Genomic DNA, 24,545 nt, shown 5'->3' with positions numbered 1-24,545 from the left:
GCCGCGTGGCCCCGGCGTCCGTCAGAGGTCGGGGTGGAGCTCGCCGGGAGCGGGCTCCGTCCCGGGGTGTCGGCCGGGACCTGCGGCCGTGGCGGGCGGCGGGGTCCGGCGGGGGCGGTGCCCTCCGAGGAGGCGGCCGAGGCCGCCCAGGGCCCCGCGGACGGGGTGGGCGCGGCCGGACGTGCCGCGTTCGATGCGCAGCAGGGCCCCGCTCTCCAGCAGCGGTACGGCCGAGCCGATCCGGACCGTCTCCTCGGCCCGGCCGGGTGCCCGCAGCAGCACGCCGCCGTCCCGGCGGCTGCGCCGGAGGTGGAAGCGCCCGGTGTCGGGCCGGGGTTCGAGCCGGGGATCGTCGCCGGTCTCGTCGGCCACGTCGAAGCGGTACGGCACGGTCCCGCCCGAGTTGACGGTCAGTGAGCCGCCCTCGCGGTGTCCCGAGCCCTCCGGCACCAGCACCCGGAGCACCAGGCCGGTCGGGTCGGCGCGGCGTTCGCGGTCGCGCAGTGCCCAGACCGCGTACGCCAGCAGGCAGGCGAGCACGATCACACCGGGGACGATGGCCGCCCACCAGTCGCGCCAGATCCGGGCCGGCAGGCTCGGGACGGGCACCACCTTCACGGTGACGGGTTTCGCGTCCAGCACCCGGACGGCCCCGGTCGTGTCGGTCACCTGGATGCTCGCGGTGAGCGTGCGCGTTCTTGCGCCGCCACCGACGCGCAGCGTGCCGTGCTGTTCGACGGTCTGCTGCGGGGCGAGGGTGAGCCGCGGCATCGAGAGGGTCAGGTCGCCGGGGGCGGCGTCGGCGAGGTCGGGGACGAGGGTCCGGGTGGTGGCCGAGGTGTTGACCGCCGTGACCGTGACGGGGAGGGTCCCCCCGGGGTGCACGGTGGCGACGCCTTTCGGGAGCTGGACGTCGGCGCGCACCTCGGGGACGGCCCCGCCGGTCCAGGAGTGGAAGGCCCGGTGGTCGGCGGTGAGGCCGACCGCGCTGAGCACGCCGACCAGGTGGAGCGCGCCGGCGGCCGTGGCGGGGATCGTCACGCTGCCGGTGAACCGTCCGTCGCCCGCCGTGGTGTCGCCGTCCCGCCCGTTGTCGGCGAGGGTGACCGGCTGCGCGTCGAAGCCGTCCCCGGTCAGCCGGCCCGACACGCGCAGCTGCTCCAGGTCGCGCGGGTCGGTGATCGCCTCGTGGTCGCGGGTCTGGAGCTGCAGTTGGACGGTGGCGCGCTGACCGGGGCGCGGCGCGGTGGGGCTCATGGTGATGAAGGAGCGCAGGGCGCCGCGCCACTGGACACCGACGCTGGCCAGCTTGTCCCGGTGCCCCTCGGGCGCGTCCAGGTGCACCTTCCAGTCGCCCGGGCGGGGGTCGGTGATGCGCAGAGACTCCACTTCCTGCCCGCCGCCGGTGCGCTCGAAGGACGAACCGTCGCGTTTCTCGCCGGACGTGACCTCCTTGCCGAGCGGGTCGACGTAGGTGACGCCGACGGCGGGGTCGCCCTTGGAGACGACGATGCTGGCGAGCGTGGCGAGGGGGGAGATCCGTACGGTGAGGTCGGCGGGCGGGGTGCCGTACTTCTCGTCGTCGGAGACGAGGCAGCGGGCGGCCGCGAAGTCCTTCCGCAGGGCGCCGGCCAGGGTGGTGGCGTCCGGTACGACCCTGGCCTGGGGGCGGGCCTGCGGCAGGTCGGTGCACGCTTCCTGGTAGCCGGCGGCGGCCATGGCCTTCAGCGCGGCCTCGTCGATCCGGCCGCCGAAGCCCAGCGGCCGGATCTGCACCTTGGCCGCCCGGGCCTTGGCCAGCACCTCGGTCAGCAGCCGCTCGCCGTTCTTCTGCCGGTGCTCCTTGGCCCCGTAGCTGTCGCTGTCGCCGACGTCGAGCTTGCCGTCGGTCAGCAGGAACAGGACCCTCGGTGTGCCGTCCGGGCCTTCGCTCAGCCGGTCGACGGCCTGCTGGATAACCGCCGGGAAGTCGGTGCCCGTGCCCTGGGCCGCCGTGCGCCGTGCGAGCTTGCGGACGCAGTCGCCGAGCCGGTTGCGGGCGACGGGGTCGAGCGTGGTGGTGGGGCAGACCTCGTCCACCGGGTGCTGGGTCGCGTCGTCGGCGCTGGCGAAGCCGAGGACGGTGACCCGGGACCGGTCGGATATCTCGCCGGCGGCTATGCGCTGGGCGGCGTCCCGTTCCCGTTCCACGTCGGCGTCGCCGAGGCTGTTCGACTCGTCGACGGCGACCACCATCTCGATCGGCTTGACGTCGGCGGCGCCTTCGCCGGCCCTGGCGGTGGCCGCCCCGCCGGCCGCCGGCAGGGCTGCCACCAGCAGCATCGCGGCCAGTGCGGCTCCGGTGCCGCCCCGCAGAGCCCCTCTCCTCCGCGCGGCCCCGCCGAATGATGTCCGGCACATTGCCTCACGCCCCCGTTCGGTCTCGCCATGACCGTTCTGCCGGCGGGAGTCGACGCCGCCGGCCCCCCTGCCGTTTCACGGATGCCCGCCAGCATCCCTGTTCTCGTGGCTCCTGCATGCGGTCGTGTGGGCATCGGGCCGAGAAAGCGGATGCACGGCAAGGGGGTACGCGCTTCTTGTGTGCTGTGACGCGTGCTACCACGAGCCCCCGACTGACGTATTGACACCATGCGTCGAGGCTTCGACAAAGCGTCGTGGCGTGTACCCCCGGAAGTCAACACCGCCGCCGGAGCCGGGCATCGCCCCTCCGCCGGGGCAAGGGGAAGCCCCCACGGCGGGGCAAGGGGAAGCCCCCACGGCGGGGCCCGGCGGTGCCGTACCGGGTATGAGCCGTCGTGGGGGACGGCCCGCCGTGGGGGCGGTCTGTGAGGGACGTCAGGCCGTCGCGGCCTCCTTCTGTCCGTCCCGCGGTCCGGGTACCGGCCCGTGCCCGTCGTCCGTCAGCGTGAGCTCGTCGAACGGCAGGCGCCCGCTCAGCACCTCCGTCACCCGCTCCCGGTCGATCTCCTTCGTCCACGTGCCCACCAGCACCGTGGCCACCGCGTTGCCGGCGAAGTTGGTGAGCGCCCGCGCCTCGCTCATGAAGCGGTCGATGCCCACGATCAGGCCGACGCCGTCGACCAGTTCCGGGCGGTGCGACTGCAGGCCGCCGGCCAGCGTGGCGAGCCCCGCGCCCGTCACCCCCGCCGCGCCCTTCGACGCCACGATCATGAACAACAGCAGGGAGACCTGCTGGCCCAGCGACAGCGGCTGCCCCATGGCCTCCGCCACGAACAGCGAGGACATCGTCAGGTAGATGGCCGTGCCGTCGAGGTTGAAGGAGTAGCCCGTCGGCACCGTGATGCCCACGACCGGCTTGCTGACGCCCAGGTGCTCCATCTTGGCGATCAGGCGCGGCAGCGCCGACTCCGACGAGGACGTCGACAGGATCAGCAGGAACTCCCGGCCCAGGTACGACAGCAGCGCGAAGATGCTGACGTTGGCCACCAGGCGCAGCAGCGCGCCGAGCACCACGATCACGAAGATCAGACAGGTGACGTAGAAGCCGATCATGATGACGGCCAGCGACTTCAGCGCGTCCGTGCCCGTGGCCCCCACCACGGCCGCGATCGCGCCGAACGCACCCACCGGCGCCGCCCACATGACCATGGCGAGGATCCGGAAGACCAGCTTCTGGACATGCCCGATGCCGCGCAGGACCGGCTCGCCGGCCGGGCCCATCGCCTGCAGGGCGAAGCCCGCCAGGAGCGCCACCAGCAGGGTCTGCAGCACCTCGCCGCCGGTGAAGGCGGACACCATGGTGGTGGGGATGATGCCGAGCACGAAGTCGGCCGTCGACTCGTGCGCCGCGCCCTTGGCCTGGGCCTCGCCCGCGTGCCGCAGGGAGTCGGTCAGGTGCAGCCCGCTACCGGGCTCCAGGAGGTTGCCGACGACGAGCCCGATGGCGAGGGCCACGGTCGACATGACCAGGAAGTAGCCGAGGGCCAGGCCGCCGACGGCGCCCACCTTGGCGGCCTTCCGCACGGATCCGATGCCCAGCACGATCGTGCAGAAGATGACCGGCGAGATCATCATCTTGATCAGGTTCACGAAGCCCGTGCCCAGCGGCTTGAGCTCCACCGCCACACCCGGCGCGACGAATCCGACCGCGATGCCGGCGATCACCGCCGCGATCACCGCGAGGTACAGGTAGTGCGTACGGTCGCGTCCGCTCCCCGCCTGCCGCCGCTCCTGCGGCGGTGATGACTGCACTCCCACGGTTGTCTCCTCGTCGTCTCTCGACTCTCGCCCCGCTTTCGAACCCCGCCCTCGGACCCCGCCCGGACAACAGCGGGGACAGGCGAGACTATGCACTGCCCTGTGACGGCGGTCACGCTTACGTGCATTACGTTCACGAACGCGCCAGAAGGCACACTGTCGGCCATGCCCACACCCCGCATACGCCGCCCCCGCAGCCTGGCCGGCCAGCTCTTCGCGATGCAGATCGTGCTGGTCGCGCTCGTGGTGGCCGGTTGCGCGGTGTTCACCTACCTCGCCGACCGCCGGCAGGCGGAGGAGGCCGCCCGCCGCCAGGTGACCACCGCGACCACCGCCATCGCCGCGTCACCGGCCGTGCGGGCGGCCGTGCGGACGGCCGACCCGGCCGCCGCGCTGCAGCCGTACGCCGAGCAGGTCCGGCGCGACACCGGGGTCGACTTCGTGACGATCATGAGCCCGGGCGGCATCCGCTGGACCCACCCCGACCCCGCCCGCATCGGCGAACGCTTCATGGGCCACACCGGCCCCGCCCTGGAGGGCCGGACGTTCTCGGAGACGTACACCGGCACGCTGGGCCCCTCCGTGCGGGCCGTCGCACCCGTGCAGGAGAACGACACCGTCACCGGGCTGGTCAGCGCCGGCATCACGGTCGACGTGATCAGCGCCCGGCTCAGCCGCCAGGTCGCCGCGCTCCTCGGCATGGCCGCCGGCGCCCTCGCCCTCGGCGGCGTGGGCACCTACCTGCTCAACCTGCGGCTGCGCCGCCACACCCACGGCATGAACGCCACGGAGCTCAGCCGGATGCACGACTACCACGAGGCCGCGCTGCACGCGGTGCGCGAGGGGCTGCTGATGCTCGACGGCCGGCGGTGCGTGGCGCTCGTCAACGACGGCGGCCGTGAACTCCTCGGCCTGCACGGCGAGGCCGTCGGCCGCCACGTCACCCAGCTGGGCCTGCCCGCCTCGCTCACCGACGCGCTGATGGCCCCCGGGCCGCGCGTCGACGAGGTGCACCTGACGGCCGAACGCATCGTCGTCGTCAACTCCTCGCCCGTCTCCAGCGGGGAGCGGCGCGGCACGATCGTCACCCTGCGCGACCACACCGAACTGCTGTCGCTCTCCGGGGAGCTGGACTCCGTGCGCGGCTTCACCGAGGCGCTGCGCTCGCAGGCGCACGAGGCGGCCAACCGGCTGCACGCCGTGGTCTCCCTCATCGAGCTCGGCCGGGCCGAGGAGGCGGTGGAGTTCGCCACCGCCGAACTCGAACTCGCCCAGGCCCTCACCGACCGCGTCGTCGCCGCCGTCGGCGAGCCCGTCCTGGCCGCGCTCCTGCTGGGCAAGGCCGCGCAGGCCAACGAGCACGGCGTGGAGCTCGTCCTGACCGACGACACGCGCCTCGACGACGGCCTGCTGCCGTCCGGGCTGCCGGCCCGGGACCTCGTCACCATCCTCGGCAACCTGATCGACAACGCGGTCGAGGCGGCCACCGGCTCCCGCCGCACCGCCCGCGTCACCGTGACCGTCCGGGCCGGTGGCGGTGACGACCCCGACGGCGACGGCCCCGGCGGAGGTGAGGGCGACGGCCGTGGCGAGCTGCTGCTGCGGGTCGGCGACTCGGGCCCGGGAGTGGCCCCCGAGGCCGTGGACGAGGTGTTCCGCCGCGGCTGGTCCACCAAGTCGCCGGCCGCCGCCCCGCACGGCCGCGGCCTGGGCCTGGCGCTCGTGCAGCAGGCCGCCCGGCGCAACGGCGGCACGGTCACCCTGGGCCGTTCCCCCGCCGGCGGGGCCGAGTTCACGGTCCGGCTGCCCCTGTGCACACGTACCTCCGAAGGAGCCCCCGCATGAGCACCAGACCGAGCACGCCCCCGGTGGCCGCGTCCCCACCGCCCGTCCGCGTGCTGGTCGTCGAGGACGACCCCGTCGCCGCCGACGCGCACGCGCTGTACGTGGGGCGGGTGCCGGGCTTCTCGGTCGCCGGCACGGCACACAGCCGGAGCGACGCATCGCAGATCCTCAAGCGGACCCCGGTCGACCTGCTCCTGCTGGACCTCTACCTCCCCGACGGCCACGGCCTGCAGCTCGTGCGCTCGCTGCGCGCCGCCGGGCACACCGCGGACGTCATCGCCGTGACCTCGGCCCGCGACCTGGCCGTGGTCCGCGAAGGGGTCTCGCTGGGGGTGGTGCAGTACGTCCTCAAGCCCTTCACCTTCGCCACCCTGCGCGACCGCCTCGCGCGGTACGCGGAGTTCCGCGCCGCCGCGGGCGAGGCGAGCGGTCAGGAGGAGGTCGACCGGGCGCTGGCGGCGCTGCGGGCGCCGCAGCCCGCGGCGCTGCCGAAGGGGCTGGCCCCGGACACCCTGCAGTCGATCACCGAGACCCTGCGGGCCGCCGGGGCCGACGGCGTCTCCTCGGGCGCGGCCGCGACCGCCGTGGGCATCTCCCGGATCACCGCCCGGCGCTATCTGGAGTACCTGGTCGACACCGGCCGGGCCGCCAGAGCCCCGCAGTACGGCCAGGTCGGCCGCCCCGAACTGCGCTACAGCTGGCTCAGCGGGCGCTGACGAGGGCGGACGGGCAGGCGTCGGCGAGGGCGGACGGGCAGGCGTCGGCGAGGGACACCCCGGGAGCCGGAGGAGGAGCCGGACGGCGGCGGGCGGTACACGTGCGGTACGCGTGCGGCAGGGCCACCGGGGGAACGTACGACTCGACGTCACAAGGTGCAGGAGGTCGTGCCGTGCGCCCCACCACCCCCGTACACACCCCTCGCGCGTTCACCGCACTCGCCCTCGGGTCCGCGGCCCTGCTCGCGGCCGCTTCCCTGACGGCCTGCGGCGGTTCCGGCGGCGACCCGGACACCGTGAAGATCGCCTACAAGCGCAGCACGGACAACAACGTGCGGATCATGGACGACCATCTGGCCCTGATCAAGAAGCAGTTCGAGCGGGAGCACCCGGGGAAGAAGCTCCAGCTCGTCCCGATCCAGGCGTCCGACGGCGACTACGCCGCCAAGATCCAGCAGATGATGCGGTCGTCGAAGACGGCACCGGACGTGGTCCGTGAGGATACGTTTCTCATCAACTCCGACATCACGAGCGGCTACTTGAGACCGCTGGACGACAAGCTGGCGCGGTGGAAGGCGTGGGACCACTTCGAGCCCACCGCGAAGGCGTCGGCGAAGGCGGAGGACGGCAGGACGTACGGCGTGCCGGACGGCACCGACACGCGCGGCCTGTGGTTCAACAAGTCGCTCCTGGCCAAGGCCGGGCTGCCGGAGGACTGGTGGCCGCACAGCTGGAAGGACGTGCTCGACGCCGCCCGGACCATCAAGCGCAAGGTCCCCGGCGTGATCCCCCTCAACGTCTACACCGGCAAGGGCGCGGGCGAGGCGGCGGCCATGCAGGGCTTCGAGATGCTGCTCTACGGGACGGGGCCCGACCCCCTGTACGACCCCGCGGCGAAGAAGTGGGTGGCGGGTGGCCGGGGCTTCAAGGACGCCCTGGACTTCGTCCGGACCGTCTACGCCGAGAAGCTCGGCCCCGAGCCCTCCGAGGCGCTCGACCCGAACGTCACCACCGTCGTCGCCACCGACTGGCTGCCCCACGGCAAGCTGGCCATCGCACTCGACGGCTCGTGGCTCGCCAAGAACTGGCTGGCCGACGGCCCCTCCCCGTGGCCGGAGTGGACACACGCCATGGGCCGGGCCGCCTTCCCGACGCAGGACGGCAAGGCGCCGGGCCGGGTGAGCCTGTCCGGCGGCTGGACGTGGGCCATCAGCGCCAAGTCCGGCAAGGCCGACCTCGCCTGGCAGGTCATCGAGACGCTGCAGACGCTCCCCAACGCGACCGAGTGGACGGTGCGCGACGCGCAGATCGCCGTGCGGGACGACGTGGCGTCGACCACCCGCTACCGGGAGTCGATGCCGGGCATCGAGTTCTTCACGAGCCTGGTCGAGAACACCCACTACCGCCCGGCGCTGCCCGTGTATCCGCAGGTGTCGAACGCGATCCAGGAGGCGATGGAGTCGGTCACGACGGGCGACGCGGACGCGGCCCGGGCGGCGCGGCGCTACGACGAGCGGCTGCGGTCGATCGCGGGCACGTCGGGTGTGACGACGCGATGAGGGAGCCGGAAGGGACGACGGGGACGGCGGGGACCGTGCACGGGTCCGGTGGTGCGGAGGGGACGGGTGCGGGGCGGACGGATACGGCGCGGAAGGCGCACGGCGCCCGTCGCGGTACGGCGCGGAAGGCGCACGGTACCCGTCGCGGTACGGGGCGGAAGGCGCACGGTGCCCGTAGCGGTGCCCCAGGGAGCCGCGGCGGCGCCGCACGCTGGCTCCCGCTGGCGCCGGCGACGGTCCTGCTGCTCCTCTTCCTGGCCGGCCCGATCGCGTACTGCGTCTACCTGGCCTTCACCGACACCCAGCTCACCGGTCAGTCCTCGGCCTCCTTCGTGGGCCTGGCCAACTTCCGCCGCGCCCTCGCGGACCCGGACTTCCGCAACGCGGTGCTGCTGACGCTGCTCTTCACGGTCCTGTCGTCGATCGTCGGCCAGAACACGCTGGGCTTCGCCCTGGCCGCGCTCATGCGGCGCGCGTCCCGTGGCGTCCGCACCCTGACGGGCACGGTGGTGGTCGCCGCCTGGGTCCTGCCGGAGATCGTGGCGGGCTTCCTGCTCTACACCTTCTTCAACCGGCGCGGCACGCTCAATGCCGTCCTGGAGTGGCTGCATCTGCCGCAGCAGGACTGGCTGTTCACCCTGCCCATCCTGGCCGTGTCGTTCGCCAACGTCTGGCGCGGCACGGCCTTCTCGATGCTGGTGTACTCGGCCGCCCTGTCGGACATCCCCCGCGACGTCACCGAGGCGGCGGAGGTCGACGGCGCGAGCGGCCTGCGCCGCTTCGTCCACATCACCCTGCCCCTGCTGCGCCGGTCGATCGGCACCAACCTCATGCTCAACACCCTGCAGACGCTGTCGGTCTTCGGCCTCATCTGGGCCATGACCCGCGGCGGCCCGGGCAACCGCAGCCAGACCCTGCCGGTGTTCATGTACGACCAGGCATTCCTCAAGGCACTGATCGGCTACGGAACGGCAGTGGCCCTGCTGCTGTTGCTCGTGGGAGCCGTCTTCGCGGCGGTGTACGTGCGCCTGCTGAGGGAGGAGGTGTAGGGGGCAGCTGCGGGCTATGCCGGTGCCAGGCAGGACTCCTGCTCGCGCAGAACGAACCAGACACGCTTACCGGTCAAGTCGAGCCCGTCCCAGACCAAGGTCACCCCCGACTCGCAGGAAATATTGCGCACGAGCATCAGCCCCCTGCCGCTTTCCTCGTCGGGACCGGCCTGACGGTGATACGGCCGCCGGGCCGGGTCGTCGTCCCGTACGGCTACGACGACCCGGTCCCCGTGGACGGTCATCCGGAACGTCCACGTTCTACGCTGTCGGCACAGTTCCTCAACTGGACACAGTCCACCTGGATGTGGCCCAGGGAAGCGCCCTGCTCGACGCGCCCGCCCACTTGTCCGACTACCGGACTATCCTTGACCGCACCGAAGAGCTTTCCCTCAGCCCGAGCGACACGCGCGACCTCGTCTGCAGCATCGTCGCAGAACTGTGAAGGCACGACATGTCGGAAATCCGCTGGCAAAAATCGTCGTTTTCGACGGATGCCGTCGAGTGCGTAGAACTTGCCGACTCCATGGGGCGCGTCCTCATACGCGAGAGCGACACCCCCGGCACCGTCATCCGGACCACCCCGCACCGGCTGCGGGCCCTACTGGCGAGCGTCAAGGCCGACGCGTAGCCCCCGGGGGGGGCAGAGGCGCGCCCGGACGTCAGCCCGCCGAGGGCGCCGGCTCCGCCGGGGGCGTCACGCTCTTGATCACCGCGAAGGCCGCACCGTACGGGTCCGCCAGCCAGGCCATGCGTCCGATGTCGGGGGCGTCGGCGGCCGGCATGATGACGGATCCGCCGTTGCCCTCCGTCAGGGCGACGACCTGGTCGACGTCGGGGACCTCGAAGTACGGCAGCCAGTGCGGCTTGTCGGCAGGCTCGCGGAAGGGGACGACGCCGCCGAAGGAGGCCCGCTGCTGGTCCTCGCCGGCCGCGGTGGACAGGACCGTGTACGTCATGCCGGGGACCTTGACGTCCTCCGAGCGCCAGCCGAAGATGCCGCGGTAGAACGCCTTGGCCGCCGTGGGGTCGGAGGTGTGGAGCTCCGTCCAGCACAGCGAACCCGGCTCGGTGACCGTCTGCAGGCCCTTGACGGTGCCCGGCTGCCAGACGGCGAACTCCGCGCCGCACGGATCGGTGAGGCAGGCCATCCGCCCGGCGTCCGTCACGTCGAACGGCGCCACCCGCACCGTGGCACCGCCCTGCTCGGCCGCCTTGGCCGTGGCGTCCGCGTCGAGGGTCCGGAAGTACACCGTCCAGGCCGAGCTCGCGCCCTCTTCCGTGAGCGGGCCGAGGGCCGCGACGTCCCTGCCGTCCTTGCGGAAGACCCCGTAACCGCCCGCCTCCGGGCCCGCGGACTGGTGGTCCCAGCCGAAGACGTCGCTGTAGAAGTCGACGGCGCCCTCCACGTTCGGGCTGCCGAGGTCGAGCCAACAAGGAGAGCCGGCGACAAAGTCTGTAGTGAGCATGGTGATGTGCCCCTTCGACGGTCCGGCCGGGTTTCCCCGGCGACATTCAGTCTGGCACCGGCCACTGACACGCGCCCGGCACGACCGACACCCGTGAACGGAGTGTGCCTCCGATAGCCGCGGGCCAGGGTGAGGGGAGACGATGAGAGTGCCATCAGAGAGGCACGGCACCCCCACGCACTCGGAAGGCAGGAGACGGACCATGACGACGGCCAAGGAGATCATGCACCCCGGCGCCCAGTGGATATCCAAGACGGAGACGCTGGACACCGCGGCCCAGCTGATGCGCGACCTGAACGTCGGGGCGCTGCCCGTCGCCGACGAGAACGAGCGGTTGTGCGGCATCGTCACCGACCGCGACATCGTCGTGAAGTGCATTGCCGAGGGGATCGACCCGTCGCGGTGCACGGCCGCCGACCTGTGCGAGGGCACCCCCCGCTGGATCGACGCCAATGCCGACGTCGAGGACGTCCTGCACGAGATGGAGAACCACCGGATCAAGCGACTCCCGGTGATCGAGAACAAGCGTCTCGTCGGAATGATCAGCGAGGCGGACCTGGCGCAGCACCTCACGGACGACCAGATCGCCGAGTTCGCGGAAATGGTCTACGCCCGCTGACCCGGCGGAACCGACCGCACTGCCTCCGGAGGCAGACCATGACCAAGGCCAAGGACATCATGCACCCGGGCGCCCAGTGGATAACCCGCGAGGAGACGCTCCCCCGCGCGGCCCAGGTGATGCAGATGCTCAATGTGGGCGCCCTGCCGGTCAGCGACGACAACGGCCGCCTGTGCGGCATCATCACCGACCGCGACATCGTGGTGAAGTGCCTCGCGAAGGGCCACGACCCGTCCCGGTGCACGGCCGGTGACCTGTGCGAGGGCACCCCGCGCTGGATCGACGCGAACGCCGACGTCGAGGACGTCCTGCACGAAATGGAGAGCCACCGCATCCGCCGCCTGCCGGTGATCGAGAACAAGCGCCTGGTGGGCATGATCAGCGAGGCCGACCTGGCCCGTCACCTCCCCGACGCCCAGGTCGCCGAATTCGCCGGCCACATCTACTCCCCGGCCCGCTGAACGCACCGGGCCCGGGGGCCCGACGGCACCGGCACGCAGCCGGGCCGCCCGGGGCCGCCAAGCGCCACCCTCCGAGCGGCTGCGTCCGCGTGGTCGCGTACGGAGGTGCCATGCGCCCGCTTCCCGACCGTCGCACCCGTCACGGCAGCGAGGCCCTGAGGCTGCTTGAGCCGCCCTTCGGGCCCCTTCACCTCAGCCACCGAGGGCGCAGCAAGAGGGGCGTGCTGCTGTCCCGCCCCGTCCCCCCTTGTGGCGGGACGTTCGCATGCGCAGGATGAGGCGATCATGTCCACTGGCCAGGGGAGAGCCACCGTGAACCGCCGCACCACTGCCTTACTCGCCGTCGCCCTCACTGCCGCCGTCCTCACCGCATGCGGCAGCGACAAGGACGGCAGCACCGACTCGGAGAACACACCACCGCCGGCCCCGACGACCGCCACCACAGCACCCCCTGCGCCGACGACACCCACGAACGCCGCCACCCCCGCCGGCGTCCCACCCAAGCCTGACGCCGCCACACAGGCCGCCTACATCCGCGCCCTGAGTGCGATCTCACCCGCGCTCGTCGGCGGCAAGGAAGACAGAGCGGTAAGCCGTGGCCGCGACACCTGCGGCACGATCCACTCGTTCCCCAACGACCACGCCAAGGTCGTGTCCCTCACGCAGAAGCGATTCTCCGGCGCAACGCAGGTCACCACCGAGCAAACCGAGCAGATCCTCATCGCGGTGCAGGCGAACCTCTGCCCGAAGAACTGAAACCCGTGCCCCAGAACGGTCCGGTAGCCGAGCGCTGCCGGGCCGTCGGCGTACCCGGGGCCGGCGACCTTCCGGGCCGCACCCCACTCCCGCTGCAGGACGCGGTCCCCAGCCCGCCGAAGCCACCACCGGCCCGGCAGGCATGCGCGCGCCTCCGGCCCCCTGCTCCCCGCCTCGGCCGCGCGCTACGCTCGCCATGGCTGTCCGCGCACGTCGCGCCCGGAGGTGCCATGCGCCCGCTCCTCGCCCGCCGCACCCGAAATCGACTGGCCGCCGACGCCGCACTGCTCGTCGTGGTCGCCACGTTTGCCACACCACTCTTGTGGCTGCTGTTCGCGTCCGTGGACTCGAAGGCCGGCCTTAAGGCGGGTGTCCCCGAAAGCCCGACGCTCGAAAACTTCTCGGCAGTGCTGACGGACGACATCACCTTCACGCCGATGGTCAACAGCTTGGCACTGTGCGGTAGTGCAACCGTCCTTACCGTCACATGCGCATCGCTCGCGGCCTATCCCCTGTCGCGCTTCCAGTCCCGTTTCAACCGCCCGTACCTGCTGACACTTCTCTTCGCCGCGTGCCTGCCGATCACCGCCGTCATGGTGCCGGTCTATGGACTGTTCGTGCAGATCGACCTCATCGACACGATGTACGGCACCGCGGTCTTCATGTCCGCGACCCAACTCCCCTTCGCCATCTGGCTGATGAAGAACTTCATGGACGGCGTACCGAAGTCCTTGGAGGAGGCAGCCTGGACGGATGGTGCTGGATGGATCCAGACGCTTACCCGCATCGTCCTTCCCCTCATGGGGCCCGGCGTGGCTGTCGTGTCGACCTACTCGTTCGCGTTGCTCTGGGGCAATTTCTTCGTGCCGTTCATGCTGTTGCTCTCCCCCGAGCAGCTGCCCGCGTCCGTCAGCGTCTTCACGTTCTTCGGCAACTACGGGCAGGTTGCCTACGGGCAGTTGGCGGCCTTCTCGATCCTCTATTCCACGCCGGTCGTTCTTCTCTACGCACTCATCGCCCGCAGGATGGGCGACGGCTTCACACTCGGCGGGGCGGTCAAGGGGTGAAGGAACGGATCAGCCGAGGCCCAGCATGCCGGGTGAGTCGATGTCCACGGTGACCACGCCGGGCGGGTAGGAGTCCCCGTTGCCGGTCAAGAGGATCGACATGCCGGTGAATTCGGCTCGTGGCAGGGCGCAGTACAAGGCATGGCAGGTATCCGGGCCGCCGTAGCCGTCGCGGATCATCGCGCCGACGCTGACAGCGGCGGTCATGCCGAGATTGTCGACAGTGACGCAGGGGAGGCCGAGCGCACGACGCGAGGCGCCGACGTCCCCGGCTTCCGCCTGCATGAGACACAGCGCGGGGATGACCAGCCGGTCGCCTGTGCGCGTCATGTTGACCGCGAGGAGATTGAGGGTTTTGTGTCCCTGCACGAGGGCGAGCGTGGCAGAGGTGTCGAGGATGATCACGCAGCGTCGCTCCGCGCGACCCTGGCCTTGTCTGCTGCGATCTTGTAGATGTTGCCGAGGATGTCCGGCGCCTGATCGAACTCTTCGTCGCTGATGTCGAGACCGATCACCGTGCGTACGTGCTCGCGGGCGGCGGCGAGCCGCTCGGCACGTTCCGCGGCGGTCGGCTGCTCGGCGGCCAGCACCTCGACCAGCTGACCGAGGGTGATGCCGCGATCCTTCGCAAGCTCAGCGAGATGATCACGGGTCTTGCGTGGAACCTGGATCGTCGTGGTGTCCATAGCCGCACCATAGAGCAACGACGGCCTGGCGCGCGCCGCCCCCTTCACCCTTTCGAGCTGCGTGCATCTTCAGGAGGACGCCGTCCGTCTCCGGTACTACGTGCCACCGGCACCACGGGCTCAGAGTGCGACGCCGAAGTCCGGCCTGACGGCTGACGTCCCGCCGGTCCGGCGCCCGAAGAATTGGAACCGCTTATTCCAGACCGCCTGTTCCAGACTGTTCCCCTCCCGGAGGAGACCTCGTGTCGTACCCGGCCCCCCACGCCGTCCCCCACATCCCCCGCTCCGGCGCCGTCGCCGCCCGCGCCACCGCACTGAGCAAGGTCTACGGGCAGGGCGAGACCCGCGTGGCCGCGCTGGACTCGGTCTCCGTGGAGTTCCGCCGGGCCGAGTTCACCGCGATCATGGGGCCCTCCGGCTCCGGCAAGTCGACGCTGATGCACTGCATGGCCGGCCTCGACACCATCTCCTCCGGCTCCACGCGGATCGGCGACGTCGAACTGGGCTCGCTCGGCGACCGACAGCTCACCGCACTGCGCCGGGACCGGATCGGCTTCGTCTTCCAGGCGTTCAACCTGCTGCCGACGCTCAGCGCCCTGGAGAACATCACGCTCCCCATGGACATCGCGGGACGCAAGCCCGACCCGCAGTGGCTGCAGCAGGTCGTCGCCACGCTCGGCCTCTCCGGCCGCCTCGCCCACCGGCCCAGCCAGCTCTCCGGCGGCCAGCAGCAGCGCGTGGCCGTGGCCCGTGCGCTCACCGCCCAGCCCGAGATCATCTTCGCGGACGAGCCGACCGGGAACCTCGACTCCCGCTCGGGCGCCGAGCTGCTGGGCTTCCTCCACGAGTCCGTGCGGGCGCTCCAGCAGACCGTCGTCATGGTCACCCACGACGCGGTCGCCGCCTCCTACGCCGACCGCGTCGTCTTCCTCGCCGACGGCCGCATCGTCGACGAGCTGCGCGAGCCCACCGCCGACGCCGTCCTGGACCGCATGCGGCGTCTTCCCGGGGGAAACCCCCGGACCCCCGCGTTCGACGCCAAGGGCCGTACGAGCTGACCAGCGCCCTGATCCCCGCCGGCCTCGAACCCCAGGACTGACCCACCCACATGTTCCGTACCGCCCTGCGCAACCTCCTCGCGCACAAGACCCGGCTGATGATGACCGCGCTCGCGGTCCTCCTCGGCACCGCCTTCGTCTCCGGCACCCTCGTCTTCAGCGACTCCGTCGGCAGCGCCTTCCGCGACCGGATGTCCAAGAGCCTCGACGACGTCGCCGTCTCCGTCACGGCGGGCGGCGGCCGCCCCGGCACCGACGCCAAGGACGAGCGGCCCCTCGACGACCGCGTCGTCGACTCCGTACGCGCCCTGCCCGGCGTGGCCGCCGTCCGCCCGTCCGTCAGCGGCGCGGCCGTGATCGCGGACAAGCGGAACAACCCCGCCGGCAGCGAGTGGGGCAGCACCGGCGCCAACTACGTGCCCGGCCCGAACGGCAAGGACAGCCGCTACCCGATCGTCAAGGGCCGGGGCCCCGCCGCCGAGGGCGAGATCGTCCTGGACGCCGGAACGGCGGGGAAGACGGGCGCCGAGGTCGGCGGCACCGTCCGGCTCGCCGTCGACGGCCCGGTCATGACCAAGAAGCTCGTCGGCATCGCCAGGACCGACGACCCGCGCGTCAGCGCGGGCGGCAGCCTCGCCCTGTTCGACACCGCGACCGCGCAGAAGCTCTTCGGCAAGCCCGGCGAGTTCAGCGAGCTCGTCGTCTCCGCGACCCCCGGCACCGACCAGCGGAAGCTGACCGCCGAGGTCCGCCGGGTGCTGCCGCAGTCCTTCGAGGCCCAGAGCGGCAAGCAGCTCGCGGCCACGGAGTCCAGGATGATCGACGAGCAGACGAGCTCGATCCGCAAGACGCTCCTGGTCTTCGCCGGCATCTCCCTCTTCGTCGGCGTCTTCATCATCGCCAACACCTTCACCATGCTCATCGCCCAGCGCAGCCGGGAGATCGCGCTGCTGCGGGCCGTGGGCGCCTCGCGCCGCCAGGTCGTGCGCTCGGTGCTGATCGAGGCGGGCCTGCTGGGCCTGGCCGCCTCCGCCGCCGGCTTCGTCCTGGGCCTGGGCGTGGCCACCGGCCTGCGCTCGGTGCTCAACGCGACCGGCGCGAGCCTGCCGGACGGGCCGCTGGTCGTCGAGCCGACGGCCGTGCTGACCGCCCTCGGAGTCGGCGTCGTGGTGACCGTGCTCGCCGCGTGGCTGCCCTCCCGCAAGGCCGCGCGGATCGCCCCGGTCGAGGCGCTGGCCGCGATCGACCAGGCGCCGGCCCCCCGCGGCCTGGTGCTGCGCAACTCCCTCGGCGCAGCGCTCACCGGCCTCGGCGTGGCGACCATGCTGTACGTCACGACGTTCAAGAACAGCAGCGGCCTGCAGTACGCCATGGCGGGCTCGGTGCTCACCCTCGCCGGCGTGATCGTCCTGGCCCCGCTGCTCTCCCGCCCGTTCGTCCATCTCTTCGGACGGCTCGCCATCCGGCTCTCCGGCGTCAGCGGCAAGCTCGCCCGTCAGAACGCGCTGCGCAACCCACGCCGCACCGCCGCCACCGCGTCCGCCCTGATGATCGGCCTCACCCTGATCACCGGCCTGACCGTGGCCGCCGTCTCGGCGGACCGGGGCATGGACAAAATGGGCCCGCAGGACCTGACCGCCGACTACAAGGTCAGCTCGTCCAGCTACCGGGGCCTCTCCCCCGAGATCGCCAGGACGCTCGCCGGGCAGCCCGGCGTCGACGCGGCCGTCGGGCTGCGCACGACCGGCTTCCAGACGGACGGCCACCCCTCGCTCGCCCTCGCCACGGACGTCGCGGCCATCGCCGAGGTGGCGCACGTCCGCATGGTCGGCGGCTCGCTGTCCGACGTCCGCGGCACCTCCGCCGTCGCGGTCTCCGAGACGTTCGCGAAGGACCGGGGCCTGAAGGCCGGTGCCACCCTGCCGATGTCCTTCTACGACGGCAGGAAGGCCGCCCCGCGCGTCGTCGCCGTCTACCGGGACAACGACGTGCTGTCCTCGGTCCTTACCGCCCCCGCCCTCGTGGACCCGCACATGGACAAGGTGCGCGACGACCAGGTGCTGCTGAAGGCCGCCCCGGGCCGGGCGAAGGACCTGCCCGCCAAGATCAAGGAGACGCTCGGCGGCAACCCGCTCGTGAAGGTCCAGAGCCAGGACGACCTGCGCCGCGCCGACGCCGGGAACATCGACGACATCCTCTACCTGATGTACGGGCTGCTGGGCATGGCCGTCGTCATCGCCGTCATCGGTGTCGTCAACACCCTGGCCATGTCGGTCTTCGAGCGGACCCGGGAGATCGGGATGCTGCGCGCGATCGGCCTGGACCGGCGCGAGGTCAAGCGGATGGTCCGGCTGGAGTCCGTGATGATCGCGATGTTCGGCGCGGTGCTGGGCGTCGGGGCCGGTGTCTTCCTCGCCTGGTCCGGCGGGCACCTGCTGCGCTCGTCCTTCCCGCAGTACCAGATGGTCGTGCCGTGGGGCCGGATCACGGTGTTCCTGCTGCTGGCCCTCGCGGTCGGCGTGCTGGCCGCTCTCTGGCCGGCCCGCCGGGCGGCGAAGCTCGACACGCTGGAGGCGATCGGGGCGCAGTGAGCCCCGCCCCGTGGGGCGCGTACGCGAAAGGGCGGTGGGTCCCGTGGACCCACCGCCCTTTCGTCACTGACGCGAGGGATTTCGTCGCTCCCGTGGAGGGGTTTCGCCGCTCTCCCCAGGAGATGCGGACTAGAAGACCGACTCCGCCTCGTTCATCCGGTTCTCCGGGACGCGCTTGAGCTCGGTCACCGCGTCGGCCAGCGGCACCATCGTGATGTCGGTGCCCTTCAGCGCGGTCATCTTGCCGAAGTCGCCGCGGTGGGCGGCCTCGACCGCGTGCCAGCCGAAGCGGGTGGCGAGGACGCGGTCGTACGCGGTCGGCGTGCCGCCGCGCTGCACGTGGCCGAGGATGACCGGGCGGGCCTCCTTGCCCAGGCGGCGCTCCAGCTCGCCGGCGAGCTTGGTGCCGATGCCGGCGAAGCGCTCGTGGCCGAACTGGTCTATGGCGCCCTTGGCGTAGTCCATGGTCCCCTCGGCGGGGTGCGCACCCTCGGCGACGCAGATGACGGCGAACTTCTTGCCGCGGGCGAAGCGCTCCTCCACCATCTTCACCAGGTCGGCCGGGTCGAAGGCGCGCTCGGGCAGGCAGATGCCGTGGGCACCGCCGGCCATGCCGGACTCCAGGGCGATCCAGCCGGCGTGGCGGCCCATGACCTCGACGACCATCACCCGCTGGTGGGACTCGGCGGTGGTCTTGAGGCGGTCGATGGCCTCCGTGGCGACGCCCACGGCGGTGTCGAAACCGAAGGTGCGGTCCGTGGAGGAGATGTCGTTGTCGATGGTCTTGGGGACGCCGACGACGGGCAGGCCCGCGTCGGAGAGCATCTTGGACGCGGTGAGCGTCCCCTCGCCGCCGATCGGGATCAGCACGTCGATGCCGAGGTCGCGGGCGAGCTCCTTGGAGCTCTCGCACGCCTCGCGCAGCCGGGCGCGCTCCAGGCGGGACGAGCCGAGGATGGTGCCGCCGCGGGCCAGGATGCCGCTGACGGCGTCCAGGTCGAGCTTGCGGTGGCGGCCTTCGAGCAGCCCCTTGAAGCCGTCCTCGAAGCCGATGACCTCGTCGCCGTGGCCGACAAGCGCCCGGTGTACCACCGAACGGATGACAGCGTTCAGGCCAGGGCAGTCTCCGCCCGCGGTGAGGACTCCGATGCGCATCGTGCTGTGTCTCCTGCTCGCTACTGGTACCTGTGAGCCGGACCGATTCTTTCACGGGCCGGGCGGTAGTGCGGCACTCCGCCATCACCCCCTTGACGCGCGCCTTATCCACGGTCGCAGGTATTGTCAAGAGGGCAAGGCCACCTTAACGGGTCTAATTTCTTCCGAAGAACCGTCCGAAGAACACTCGGCGAAGCACTAGGGCATCAAGGAGAGCACGCGTGACGCGCAGCGTGTACGTGACCGGGACCGACCGGGGCGACGGGCGCCAGGTCATCGAGCTGGGAGTCATGGAGCTCCTCACCCGCCACGTGGAGAAGGTGGGCGTGTTCCGCCCCCTCTTCCACGGCGACGGACCCGACCGCCTCGTCGACCTGCTGCGCTCCCGCTACCGGCTGGTGCAGTCCGCGGAGAGCGTCGTCGGCCTGACCTACAACGAGGCGGCCGCCCTGCAGGCCGAGCGCGGCACGGACGAGCTGGTCTCCCGGCTCGTCGAGCGCTTCCACGCGGTGGCCCGCGACCACGAGTACGTGCTCGTCCTCGGCACCGACTTCGCCGGCACGACCCTCCCCGACGAGCTCGCCCTGAACGCCCGGCTGGCCAACGAGTTCGCCGCGTCCGTGATCACGGTCGTCGGCGGCCAGGAGCAGTCGGCCGAGTCCGTACGGGCCGAGGCCGTCAACGCCTACCGCGCCTACGGGTCGCTGGGCTGCGACGTGGTCTCCCTCGTCGTCAACCGCGTCGCCCCGGCCGACCGCGAGGCCATCGCCGAGCACCTGTCCGCGACCCTGCCGGTGCCCTGCTACGCACTGCCCGAGGACGGCTCGCTCTCCGCGCCGACCGTGCGGCAGATCGTGCAGAAGCTGGGCGCCGAGGTGCTCCTGGGCGACGACGCGGGGCTCTCGCGCGACGCGAAGGACTTCGTCTTCGGCGGCGCCATGCTGCCGGTCTTCCTGCCCGCGCTGACCGAGGGCTGCCTGGTGGTCACCCCCGGGGACCGCGTCGACCTGATCGTCGGCGCGCTCGCCGCGCACAGCGCCGGCGCCCCGCCCATCGCGGGCGTGCTGCTGACCCTGGACGAGCGGCCGGGCCCGGACATCCTGGCGCTGGCCGGCCGGCTGGCCCCCGGCACGCCGGTCGTCTCGGTGCCGGGCGGCTCCTTCCCCACCGCCGCCGAGCTGTTCGCGGTCGAGGGCAAGCTGGAGGCGTCCTCGCCGCGCAAGGCCGAGACCGCCCTGGGCCTGTTCGAGCGCCACGTGGACACCTCCGAGCTGACGGACCGCATCTCCGTGGCCCGTTCCAGCCGCGTGACCCCGATGATGTTCGAGCACGAGCTGATCGAGCGCTCCCGCTCGGCCCGCCGACGCGTCGTCCTGCCCGAGGGCACCGAGGAGCGCGTGCTGCGCGCCGCGGACGTGCTGCTGCGCCGCGACGTGTGCGACCTCATCCTGCTGGGCGAGGAGGACGCGATCCGCAAGCGCGCCGCCGAGCTGAGCATCGACCTGGCCGGCGCCCAGCTCATCGACCCGCAGACCTCGCCGCTGCGCGAGCGCTTCGCCGAGCTCTACGCGAAGGTGCGCGCCCACAAGGGCATGACCGTCGAGCTGGCCCACGACGTCGTCGCCGACGTCTCCTACTTCGGCACCCTGATGGTCCAGGAGGGCCTGGCCGACGGCATGGTCTCGGGCGCGGTGCACTCCACCGCCGCCACCATCCGCCCCGCCTTCGAGATCATCAAGACGGCGCCGGGCGCCCAGATCGTCTCCTCCGTCTTCTTCATGTGCCTGGCCGACCGGGTCCTGGTCTACGGCGACTGCGCGGTCAACCCCGACCCGAACGCCGAGCAGCTCGCGGACATCGCCATCCAGTCCGCGGCGACCGCCACCCAGTTCGGCGTGGAGCCGCGGATCGCGATGCTGTCGTACTCCACCGGCACCTCCGGCTCCGGCGCGGACGTCGACAAGGTCCGCAAGGCCACCGAGCTGGTGCGCGAGCGCCGCCCCGACCTCCTGGTCGAGGGCCCGATCCAGTACGACGCCGCCGTGGACGCCGCCGTGGCGAAGACCAAGCTCCCCGGCTCCGAGGTCGCGGGCAAGGCCACGGTGCTGGTCTTCCCGGACCTCAACACGGGGAACAACACCTACAAGGCCGTGCAGCGGTCGGCCGGCGCCGTCGCGGTCGGCCCGGTCCTGCAGGGCCTGCGCAAGCCGGTCAACGACCTCTCGCGCGGTGCGCTGGTGCAGGACATCGTCAACACCGTCGCCATCACCGCCATCCAGGCGCAGGGCGAGCAGCGCAGCGAGCGCACGGAACCCTGACCGTCCGGTCCGGCGTCCGTACGGCCGTACGGGCATCCGGCGGGCAGCGCGCCCGCCGGTCCCGTACGGCCGCAGGGGCCGGACGCCGGGCCCCGCGGTCCCCGCGCGGCACCCGGCACGCCCCACACCCCCCCACGCTCCACAACCCGGAAAGCCCTGATGACTGCCAACGCCACCCGAGTCCTCGTCCTCAACTCCGGCTCGTCCTCGCTCAAGTACCAGCTCCTCGACATGGCCGACGGCGCCCGGCTGGCCGTCGGGCTGGTCGAGCGCATCGGCGAGGAGACCTCGCGGCTGGCGCACACCCCGCTCGCGACGGGCGGCACCAAGCGCGAGCGCGAGGAGGCCATCGCCGACCACGACGCCGCGCTGCAGGCCGTCGCGCAGGAGCTGGGCGCCGACGGGCTGGGCCTGGACTCGCCGGAGCTGGCCGCGATCGGCCACCGCGTGGTGCACGGCGGCCAGAAGTTCACCGAGCCGACCGTGATCACCGACGAGGTGCTGGCGGAGATCGAGCGGCTGATCCCGGTGGCCCCGCTGCACAACCCGGCCAACATCACCGGCATCCGCACCGCGCAGGCGCTCCGCCCCGACCTGCCGCAGGTCGCGGTCTTCGACACCGCCTTCCACACGACGATGCCGGAGTCCGCCGCGCGCTACGCGATCGACGTCGAGACCGCCGACGCCCACCGCATCCGCCGCTACGGCTTCCACGGCACCTCGCACGCCTTCGTCTCCCGCGAGACCGCCCGGCTGCTGGACAAGGACCCGTCCGAGGTCAACGTCATCGTGCTGCACCTGGGCAACGGCGCCTCCGCCTCCGCCGTCCGCGGCGGCCGCTGCGTCGACACCTCCATGGGCCTGACCCCGCTGGAGGGCCTGGTCATGGGCACCCGTTCCGGTGACCTCGACCCGGCGGTCATCCTTCACCTCTCCCGCAACGCCGGGATGTCCGTCGACGAGATCGACTCGCTCCTGAACAAGAAGAGCGGTCTGATCGGACTGTGCGGCGACAACGACATGCGCGAGATCCGCCGGCGCATCGACGAGGGCGACGAGCAGGCGGCGCTCGCCTTCGACATCTACGTGCACCGGCTGAAGAAGTACATCGGCGCCTACTACGCGGTCCTCGGCCGGGTCGACGCCGTGGCCTTCACGGCGGGCGTCGGCGAGAACGCCGCCCCGGTGCGCGAGGCGGCCGTGGCCGGCCTGGAGGAGCTGGGCCTGGTCGTGGACGCCGGCCTCAACGCCATCCGCTCCGGCGAGGCGCGCCTGATCTCCCCCGAGTACGCCCGGGTCGCGGTGGCCGTGGTGCCCACCGACGAGGAGCTGGAGATCGCCACTCAGACGTACGCGCTGGTCAGCTCTTGATCGACGATCGTTCCTTGGTCGTTCCCACAGCTCGAATATTCCGCTCCGAAACAAACCGATAGGATCTGCCCCATGCGCCGTTCCAAAATCGTCTGCACCCTGGGCCCCGCCGTCGACTCCTTCGATCAGCTGAAGACGCTGATCGAGGCCGGCATGAACGTGGCCCGTTTCAACATGAGCCACGGGACCCACGCGGAGCACGAGGAGCGGTACATCCGCCTCCGCAAGGCCGCGGAGGAGACCGGCCGCGCGGTCGGCGTCCTGGCCGACCTGCAGGGCCCGAAGATCCGCCTGGAGACCTTCGCGGACGGCCCCGTGGAGCTGGTGCGCGGTGACGAGTTCACCATCACCACCGAGGACGTCCCCGGCGACCGCACCATCTGCGGCACCACCTACAAGGGCCTGCCCGGTGACGTCACCAAGGGCGACCAGGTCCTGATCAACGACGGCAACGTCGAGCTGCGCGTGACCGAGGTCGACGGCCCCCGCGTGAAGACGATCGTCATCGAGGGCGGCGTCATCTCCGACCACAAGGGCATCAACCTGCCCGGCGCGGCCGTGAACGTCCCGGCGCTGTCCGAGAAGGACATCGAGGACCTGAAGTTCGCGCTCGCGATGGGCTGCGACATGGTCGCGCTGTCCTTCGTCCGCGACGCCAAGGACGTCAACGACGTCCACCGCGTCATGGACGAGGTCGGCCGCCGGGTGCCGGTGATCGCCAAGGTCGAGAAGCCCCAGGCCGTCGAGAACATGGCCGAGGTCGTCATGGCCTTCGACGGTGTGATGGTGGCCCGTGGCGACCTGGCGGTGGAGTACCCGCTGGAGCGCGTCCCGATGGTGCAGAAGCGCCTCATCGAGATGTGCCGCCGCAACGCCAAGCCGGTGATCGTCGCGACCCAGATGATGGAGTCGATGATCACCAACTCGCGCCCGACCCGCGCCGAGGCGTCCGACGTCGCGAACGCGATCCTGGACGGCGCGGACGCGGTCATGCTCTCGGCCGAGTCCTCGGTCGGCGCCTACCCGATCGAGACGGTCAAGACGATGTCCCGCATCGTCGAGGCCGCCGAGCAGGAGCTGCTCTCCAAGGGCCTGCAGCCGCTGGTCCCGGGCAAGAAGCCGCGCACGCAGGGCGGCTCGGTCGCCCGCGCGGCCTGCGAGATCGCGGACTTCCTGGGCGCGAAGTCGCTGGTCGCCTTCACCAAGTCCGGTGACACGGCCCGCCGCCTGTCCCGCTACCGCACGGCCCAGCCGATCCTGGCCTTCACCACGGACGCCTCGACCCGCAACCAGCTGGCGCTGAGCTGGGGCGTGGAAACCTACGTCGTGCCGCACGTCGACAACACCGACGCCATGGTCGACCTCGTGGACGCCGAGCTGCTGAAGCTCAAGCGCTACAACGAGGGCGACACCATGATCATCACGGCCGGCTCCCCGCCCGGCATCCCCGGCACCACCAACATGGTCCGGGTGCACCACCTGGGCGAGAACCGCTAGGTTCGCGCAGCACGACGGCCGCCACCCCTGCGGGGGTGGCGGCCCTCGCCGTTTCCGGGGCGTCTCCGGTTCTCCGGGACGTCCCCGGGGCCGAGGTGATCGCAACGGCT

General features: G+C 71.7%; 23 protein-coding genes. 15 read left to right on the top strand and 8 right to left on the bottom strand.

The window, feature by feature from the left end; translation table 11 throughout:
* Positions 1-21 precede the first annotated feature (21 nt).
* Positions 22-2,322 (bottom strand): vWA domain-containing protein, encoded by a 2,301-nt coding sequence (locus IE182_RS12690; RefSeq protein WP_190109872.1) that lies wholly within the window; start codon positions 2,320-2,322, stop codon positions 22-24.
* Between the two features lie 513 nt (positions 2,323-2,835).
* On the bottom strand, positions 2,836-4,218 hold the full coding sequence (locus tag IE182_RS12685; RefSeq protein WP_229844762.1) for a cation:dicarboxylate symporter family transporter: 1,383 nt from the start codon (positions 4,216-4,218) through the stop codon (positions 2,836-2,838).
* A 165-nt stretch (positions 4,219-4,383) separates the two neighbouring features.
* Here IE182_RS12685 and IE182_RS12680 point away from each other — a divergent pair, with 165 nt between their 5' ends.
* Positions 4,384-6,063 (top strand): sensor histidine kinase, encoded by a 1,680-nt coding sequence (locus tag IE182_RS12680; protein ID WP_190109871.1) that lies wholly within the window; start codon positions 4,384-4,386, stop codon positions 6,061-6,063.
* Positions 6,060-6,779, top strand: a complete 720-nt coding sequence (locus tag IE182_RS12675; RefSeq protein ID WP_190109870.1) for a response regulator — start codon at positions 6,060-6,062, stop codon at positions 6,777-6,779. The genes IE182_RS12680 and IE182_RS12675 overlap by 4 nt, the downstream gene beginning before the upstream one ends.
* On the opposite strand, the gene IE182_RS12670 is transcribed toward IE182_RS12675, so the two are convergent.
* Positions 6,766-6,906, bottom strand: a complete 141-nt coding sequence (locus IE182_RS12670; protein ID WP_190109869.1) for a hypothetical protein — start codon at positions 6,904-6,906, stop codon at positions 6,766-6,768. The two genes, IE182_RS12675 and IE182_RS12670, sit on opposite strands and share 14 nt — an antisense overlap.
* 46 nt (positions 6,907-6,952) lie before the next feature.
* On the opposite strand from IE182_RS12670, the gene IE182_RS12665 reads away from it, so the two are divergent.
* Together IE182_RS12665 and IE182_RS12660 are read left to right on the top strand one after the other, a co-directional pair.
* Entirely contained in the window at positions 6,953-8,338 is a 1,386-nt protein-coding gene (locus IE182_RS12665; protein ID WP_190109868.1) for an extracellular solute-binding protein, read from the top strand.
* Positions 8,335-9,387 carry a carbohydrate ABC transporter permease gene (locus tag IE182_RS12660; RefSeq protein WP_229844761.1) on the top strand — a complete coding sequence of 351 codons (1,053 nt, stop codon included), beginning with the start codon at positions 8,335-8,337 and terminating at the stop codon, positions 9,385-9,387. Before IE182_RS12665 ends, IE182_RS12660 begins: the two co-directional genes overlap by 4 nt.
* Before the next feature lie 14 nt (positions 9,388-9,401).
* Here IE182_RS12660 and IE182_RS12655 read toward each other — a convergent pair whose 3' ends face one another.
* Positions 9,402-9,632: an ATP-binding protein gene (locus tag IE182_RS12655; RefSeq protein WP_190109867.1), complete on the bottom strand. Its 231-nt coding sequence runs from the start codon at positions 9,630-9,632 to the stop codon at positions 9,402-9,404.
* A gap of 41 nt (positions 9,633-9,673) precedes the next feature.
* Here IE182_RS12655 and IE182_RS32765 point away from each other — a divergent pair, with 41 nt between their 5' ends.
* Complete coding sequence (locus tag IE182_RS32765; RefSeq protein WP_373303552.1) at positions 9,674-9,832, top strand: Scr1 family TA system antitoxin-like transcriptional regulator; 159 nt, start codon at positions 9,674-9,676, stop codon at positions 9,830-9,832.
* Positions 9,833-9,841: 9 nt separating this feature from the next.
* Complete coding sequence (locus tag IE182_RS12650; RefSeq protein WP_190109866.1) at positions 9,842-10,018, top strand: DUF397 domain-containing protein; 177 nt, start codon at positions 9,842-9,844, stop codon at positions 10,016-10,018.
* Positions 10,019-10,049: 31 nt separating this feature from the next.
* On the opposite strand, the gene IE182_RS12645 is transcribed toward IE182_RS12650, so the two are convergent.
* Positions 10,050-10,856: a VOC family protein gene (locus IE182_RS12645; RefSeq protein ID WP_190109865.1), complete on the bottom strand. Its 807-nt coding sequence runs from the start codon at positions 10,854-10,856 to the stop codon at positions 10,050-10,052.
* A gap of 202 nt (positions 10,857-11,058) precedes the next feature.
* Between IE182_RS12645 and IE182_RS12640 the strand changes: the two genes are divergently transcribed.
* The 4 genes from IE182_RS12640 (at position 11,059) to IE182_RS12625 (ending at position 13,759) form a co-directional block, all read left to right on the top strand.
* A complete protein-coding gene (locus tag IE182_RS12640) occupies positions 11,059-11,475 on the top strand; it encodes a CBS domain-containing protein (RefSeq protein WP_190109864.1) in 417 nt (138 codons plus the stop codon).
* Positions 11,476-11,513: 38 nt separating this feature from the next.
* Positions 11,514-11,936, top strand: coding sequence for a CBS domain-containing protein (locus IE182_RS12635; RefSeq protein WP_190109863.1), 423 nt, complete (start codon positions 11,514-11,516; stop codon positions 11,934-11,936).
* Between the two features lie 312 nt (positions 11,937-12,248).
* On the top strand, positions 12,249-12,692 hold the full coding sequence (locus tag IE182_RS12630) for a hypothetical protein (RefSeq protein WP_190109862.1): 444 nt from the start codon (positions 12,249-12,251) through the stop codon (positions 12,690-12,692).
* 230 nt (positions 12,693-12,922) lie between these two features.
* Positions 12,923-13,759, top strand: a complete 837-nt coding sequence (locus IE182_RS12625; protein WP_190109861.1) for a carbohydrate ABC transporter permease — start codon at positions 12,923-12,925, stop codon at positions 13,757-13,759.
* A gap of 9 nt (positions 13,760-13,768) precedes the next feature.
* Here IE182_RS12625 and IE182_RS12620 read toward each other — a convergent pair whose 3' ends face one another.
* Both IE182_RS12620 and IE182_RS12615 read right to left on the bottom strand, forming a co-directional pair.
* A complete protein-coding gene (locus IE182_RS12620) occupies positions 13,769-14,164 on the bottom strand; it encodes a PIN domain-containing protein (RefSeq protein WP_190109860.1) in 396 nt (131 codons plus the stop codon).
* On the bottom strand, positions 14,161-14,445 hold the full coding sequence (locus IE182_RS12615; RefSeq protein WP_190109859.1) for a hypothetical protein: 285 nt from the start codon (positions 14,443-14,445) through the stop codon (positions 14,161-14,163). Before IE182_RS12615 ends, IE182_RS12620 begins: the two co-directional genes overlap by 4 nt.
* Before the next feature lie 242 nt (positions 14,446-14,687).
* Here IE182_RS12615 and IE182_RS12610 point away from each other — a divergent pair, with 242 nt between their 5' ends.
* Positions 14,688-15,503, top strand: a complete 816-nt coding sequence (locus tag IE182_RS12610) for an ABC transporter ATP-binding protein (protein ID WP_190109858.1) — start codon at positions 14,688-14,690, stop codon at positions 15,501-15,503.
* Between the two features lie 50 nt (positions 15,504-15,553).
* Positions 15,554-18,094 carry an ABC transporter permease gene (locus IE182_RS12605; protein ID WP_190109857.1) on the top strand — a complete coding sequence of 847 codons (2,541 nt, stop codon included), beginning with the start codon at positions 15,554-15,556 and terminating at the stop codon, positions 18,092-18,094.
* A 129-nt stretch (positions 18,095-18,223) separates the two neighbouring features.
* On the opposite strand, the gene IE182_RS12600 is transcribed toward IE182_RS12605, so the two are convergent.
* Positions 18,224-19,249, bottom strand: coding sequence for an ATP-dependent 6-phosphofructokinase (locus tag IE182_RS12600; RefSeq protein ID WP_190109856.1), 1,026 nt, complete (start codon positions 19,247-19,249; stop codon positions 18,224-18,226).
* A 221-nt stretch (positions 19,250-19,470) separates the two neighbouring features.
* Between IE182_RS12600 and pta the strand changes: the two genes are divergently transcribed.
* From pta to pyk, 3 genes are all read left to right on the top strand, one after another.
* Entirely contained in the window at positions 19,471-21,567 is a 2,097-nt protein-coding gene (gene pta / locus IE182_RS12595) for a phosphate acetyltransferase (RefSeq protein WP_190109855.1), read from the top strand.
* Between the two features lie 159 nt (positions 21,568-21,726).
* Complete coding sequence (locus IE182_RS12590) at positions 21,727-22,938, top strand: acetate kinase (protein WP_190109854.1); 1,212 nt, start codon at positions 21,727-21,729, stop codon at positions 22,936-22,938.
* Positions 22,939-23,010: 72 nt separating this feature from the next.
* A complete protein-coding gene (gene pyk / locus IE182_RS12585; protein WP_190109853.1) occupies positions 23,011-24,435 on the top strand; it encodes a pyruvate kinase in 1,425 nt (474 codons plus the stop codon).
* Positions 24,436-24,545 lie beyond the last annotated feature (110 nt).

Origin of the sequence: Streptomyces cinnamoneus (genome assembly GCF_014650495.1) — a bacterium.
In the GTDB taxonomy this organism is placed as follows: Bacteria; Actinomycetota; Actinomycetes; order Streptomycetales; family Streptomycetaceae; genus Streptomyces; species Streptomyces cinnamoneus.
Note: the sequence above shows the minus strand (reverse complement) of the source record. Positions and strands in the feature narration are given on the sequence as shown.

Excerpts from the sequence above, each read along its gene's own strand:
- IE182_RS12690 (WP_190109872.1), bottom strand. The coding sequence starts at position 2,322 with ATGCTGCTGGTGGCAGCCCTGCCGGCGGCCGGCGGGGCGGCCACCGCC.
- IE182_RS12680 (WP_190109871.1), top strand. The coding sequence starts at position 4,384 with ATGCCCACACCCCGCATACGCCGCCCCCGCAGCCTGGCCGGCCAGCTC.
- IE182_RS12675 (WP_190109870.1), top strand. The coding sequence starts at position 6,060 with ATGAGCACCAGACCGAGCACGCCCCCGGTGGCCGCGTCCCCACCGCCC.
- IE182_RS12660 (WP_229844761.1), top strand. The coding sequence starts at position 8,335 with ATGAGGGAGCCGGAAGGGACGACGGGGACGGCGGGGACCGTGCACGGG.
- IE182_RS12655 (WP_190109867.1), bottom strand. The coding sequence starts at position 9,632 with ATGACCGTCCACGGGGACCGGGTCGTCGTAGCCGTACGGGACGACGAC.
- IE182_RS12650 (WP_190109866.1), top strand. The coding sequence starts at position 9,842 with ATGTCGGAAATCCGCTGGCAAAAATCGTCGTTTTCGACGGATGCCGTC.
- IE182_RS12645 (WP_190109865.1), bottom strand. The coding sequence starts at position 10,856 with ATGCTCACTACAGACTTTGTCGCCGGCTCTCCTTGTTGGCTCGACCTC.
- IE182_RS12640 (WP_190109864.1), top strand. The coding sequence starts at position 11,059 with ATGACGACGGCCAAGGAGATCATGCACCCCGGCGCCCAGTGGATATCC.
- IE182_RS12635 (WP_190109863.1), top strand. The coding sequence starts at position 11,514 with ATGACCAAGGCCAAGGACATCATGCACCCGGGCGCCCAGTGGATAACC.
- IE182_RS12625 (WP_190109861.1), top strand. The coding sequence starts at position 12,923 with ATGCGCCCGCTCCTCGCCCGCCGCACCCGAAATCGACTGGCCGCCGAC.
- IE182_RS12615 (WP_190109859.1), bottom strand. The coding sequence starts at position 14,445 with ATGGACACCACGACGATCCAGGTTCCACGCAAGACCCGTGATCATCTC.
- IE182_RS12605 (WP_190109857.1), top strand. The coding sequence starts at position 15,554 with ATGTTCCGTACCGCCCTGCGCAACCTCCTCGCGCACAAGACCCGGCTG.
- IE182_RS12600 (WP_190109856.1), bottom strand. The coding sequence starts at position 19,249 with ATGCGCATCGGAGTCCTCACCGCGGGCGGAGACTGCCCTGGCCTGAAC.
- IE182_RS12590 (WP_190109854.1), top strand. The coding sequence starts at position 21,727 with ATGACTGCCAACGCCACCCGAGTCCTCGTCCTCAACTCCGGCTCGTCC.
- pyk (WP_190109853.1), top strand. The coding sequence starts at position 23,011 with ATGCGCCGTTCCAAAATCGTCTGCACCCTGGGCCCCGCCGTCGACTCC.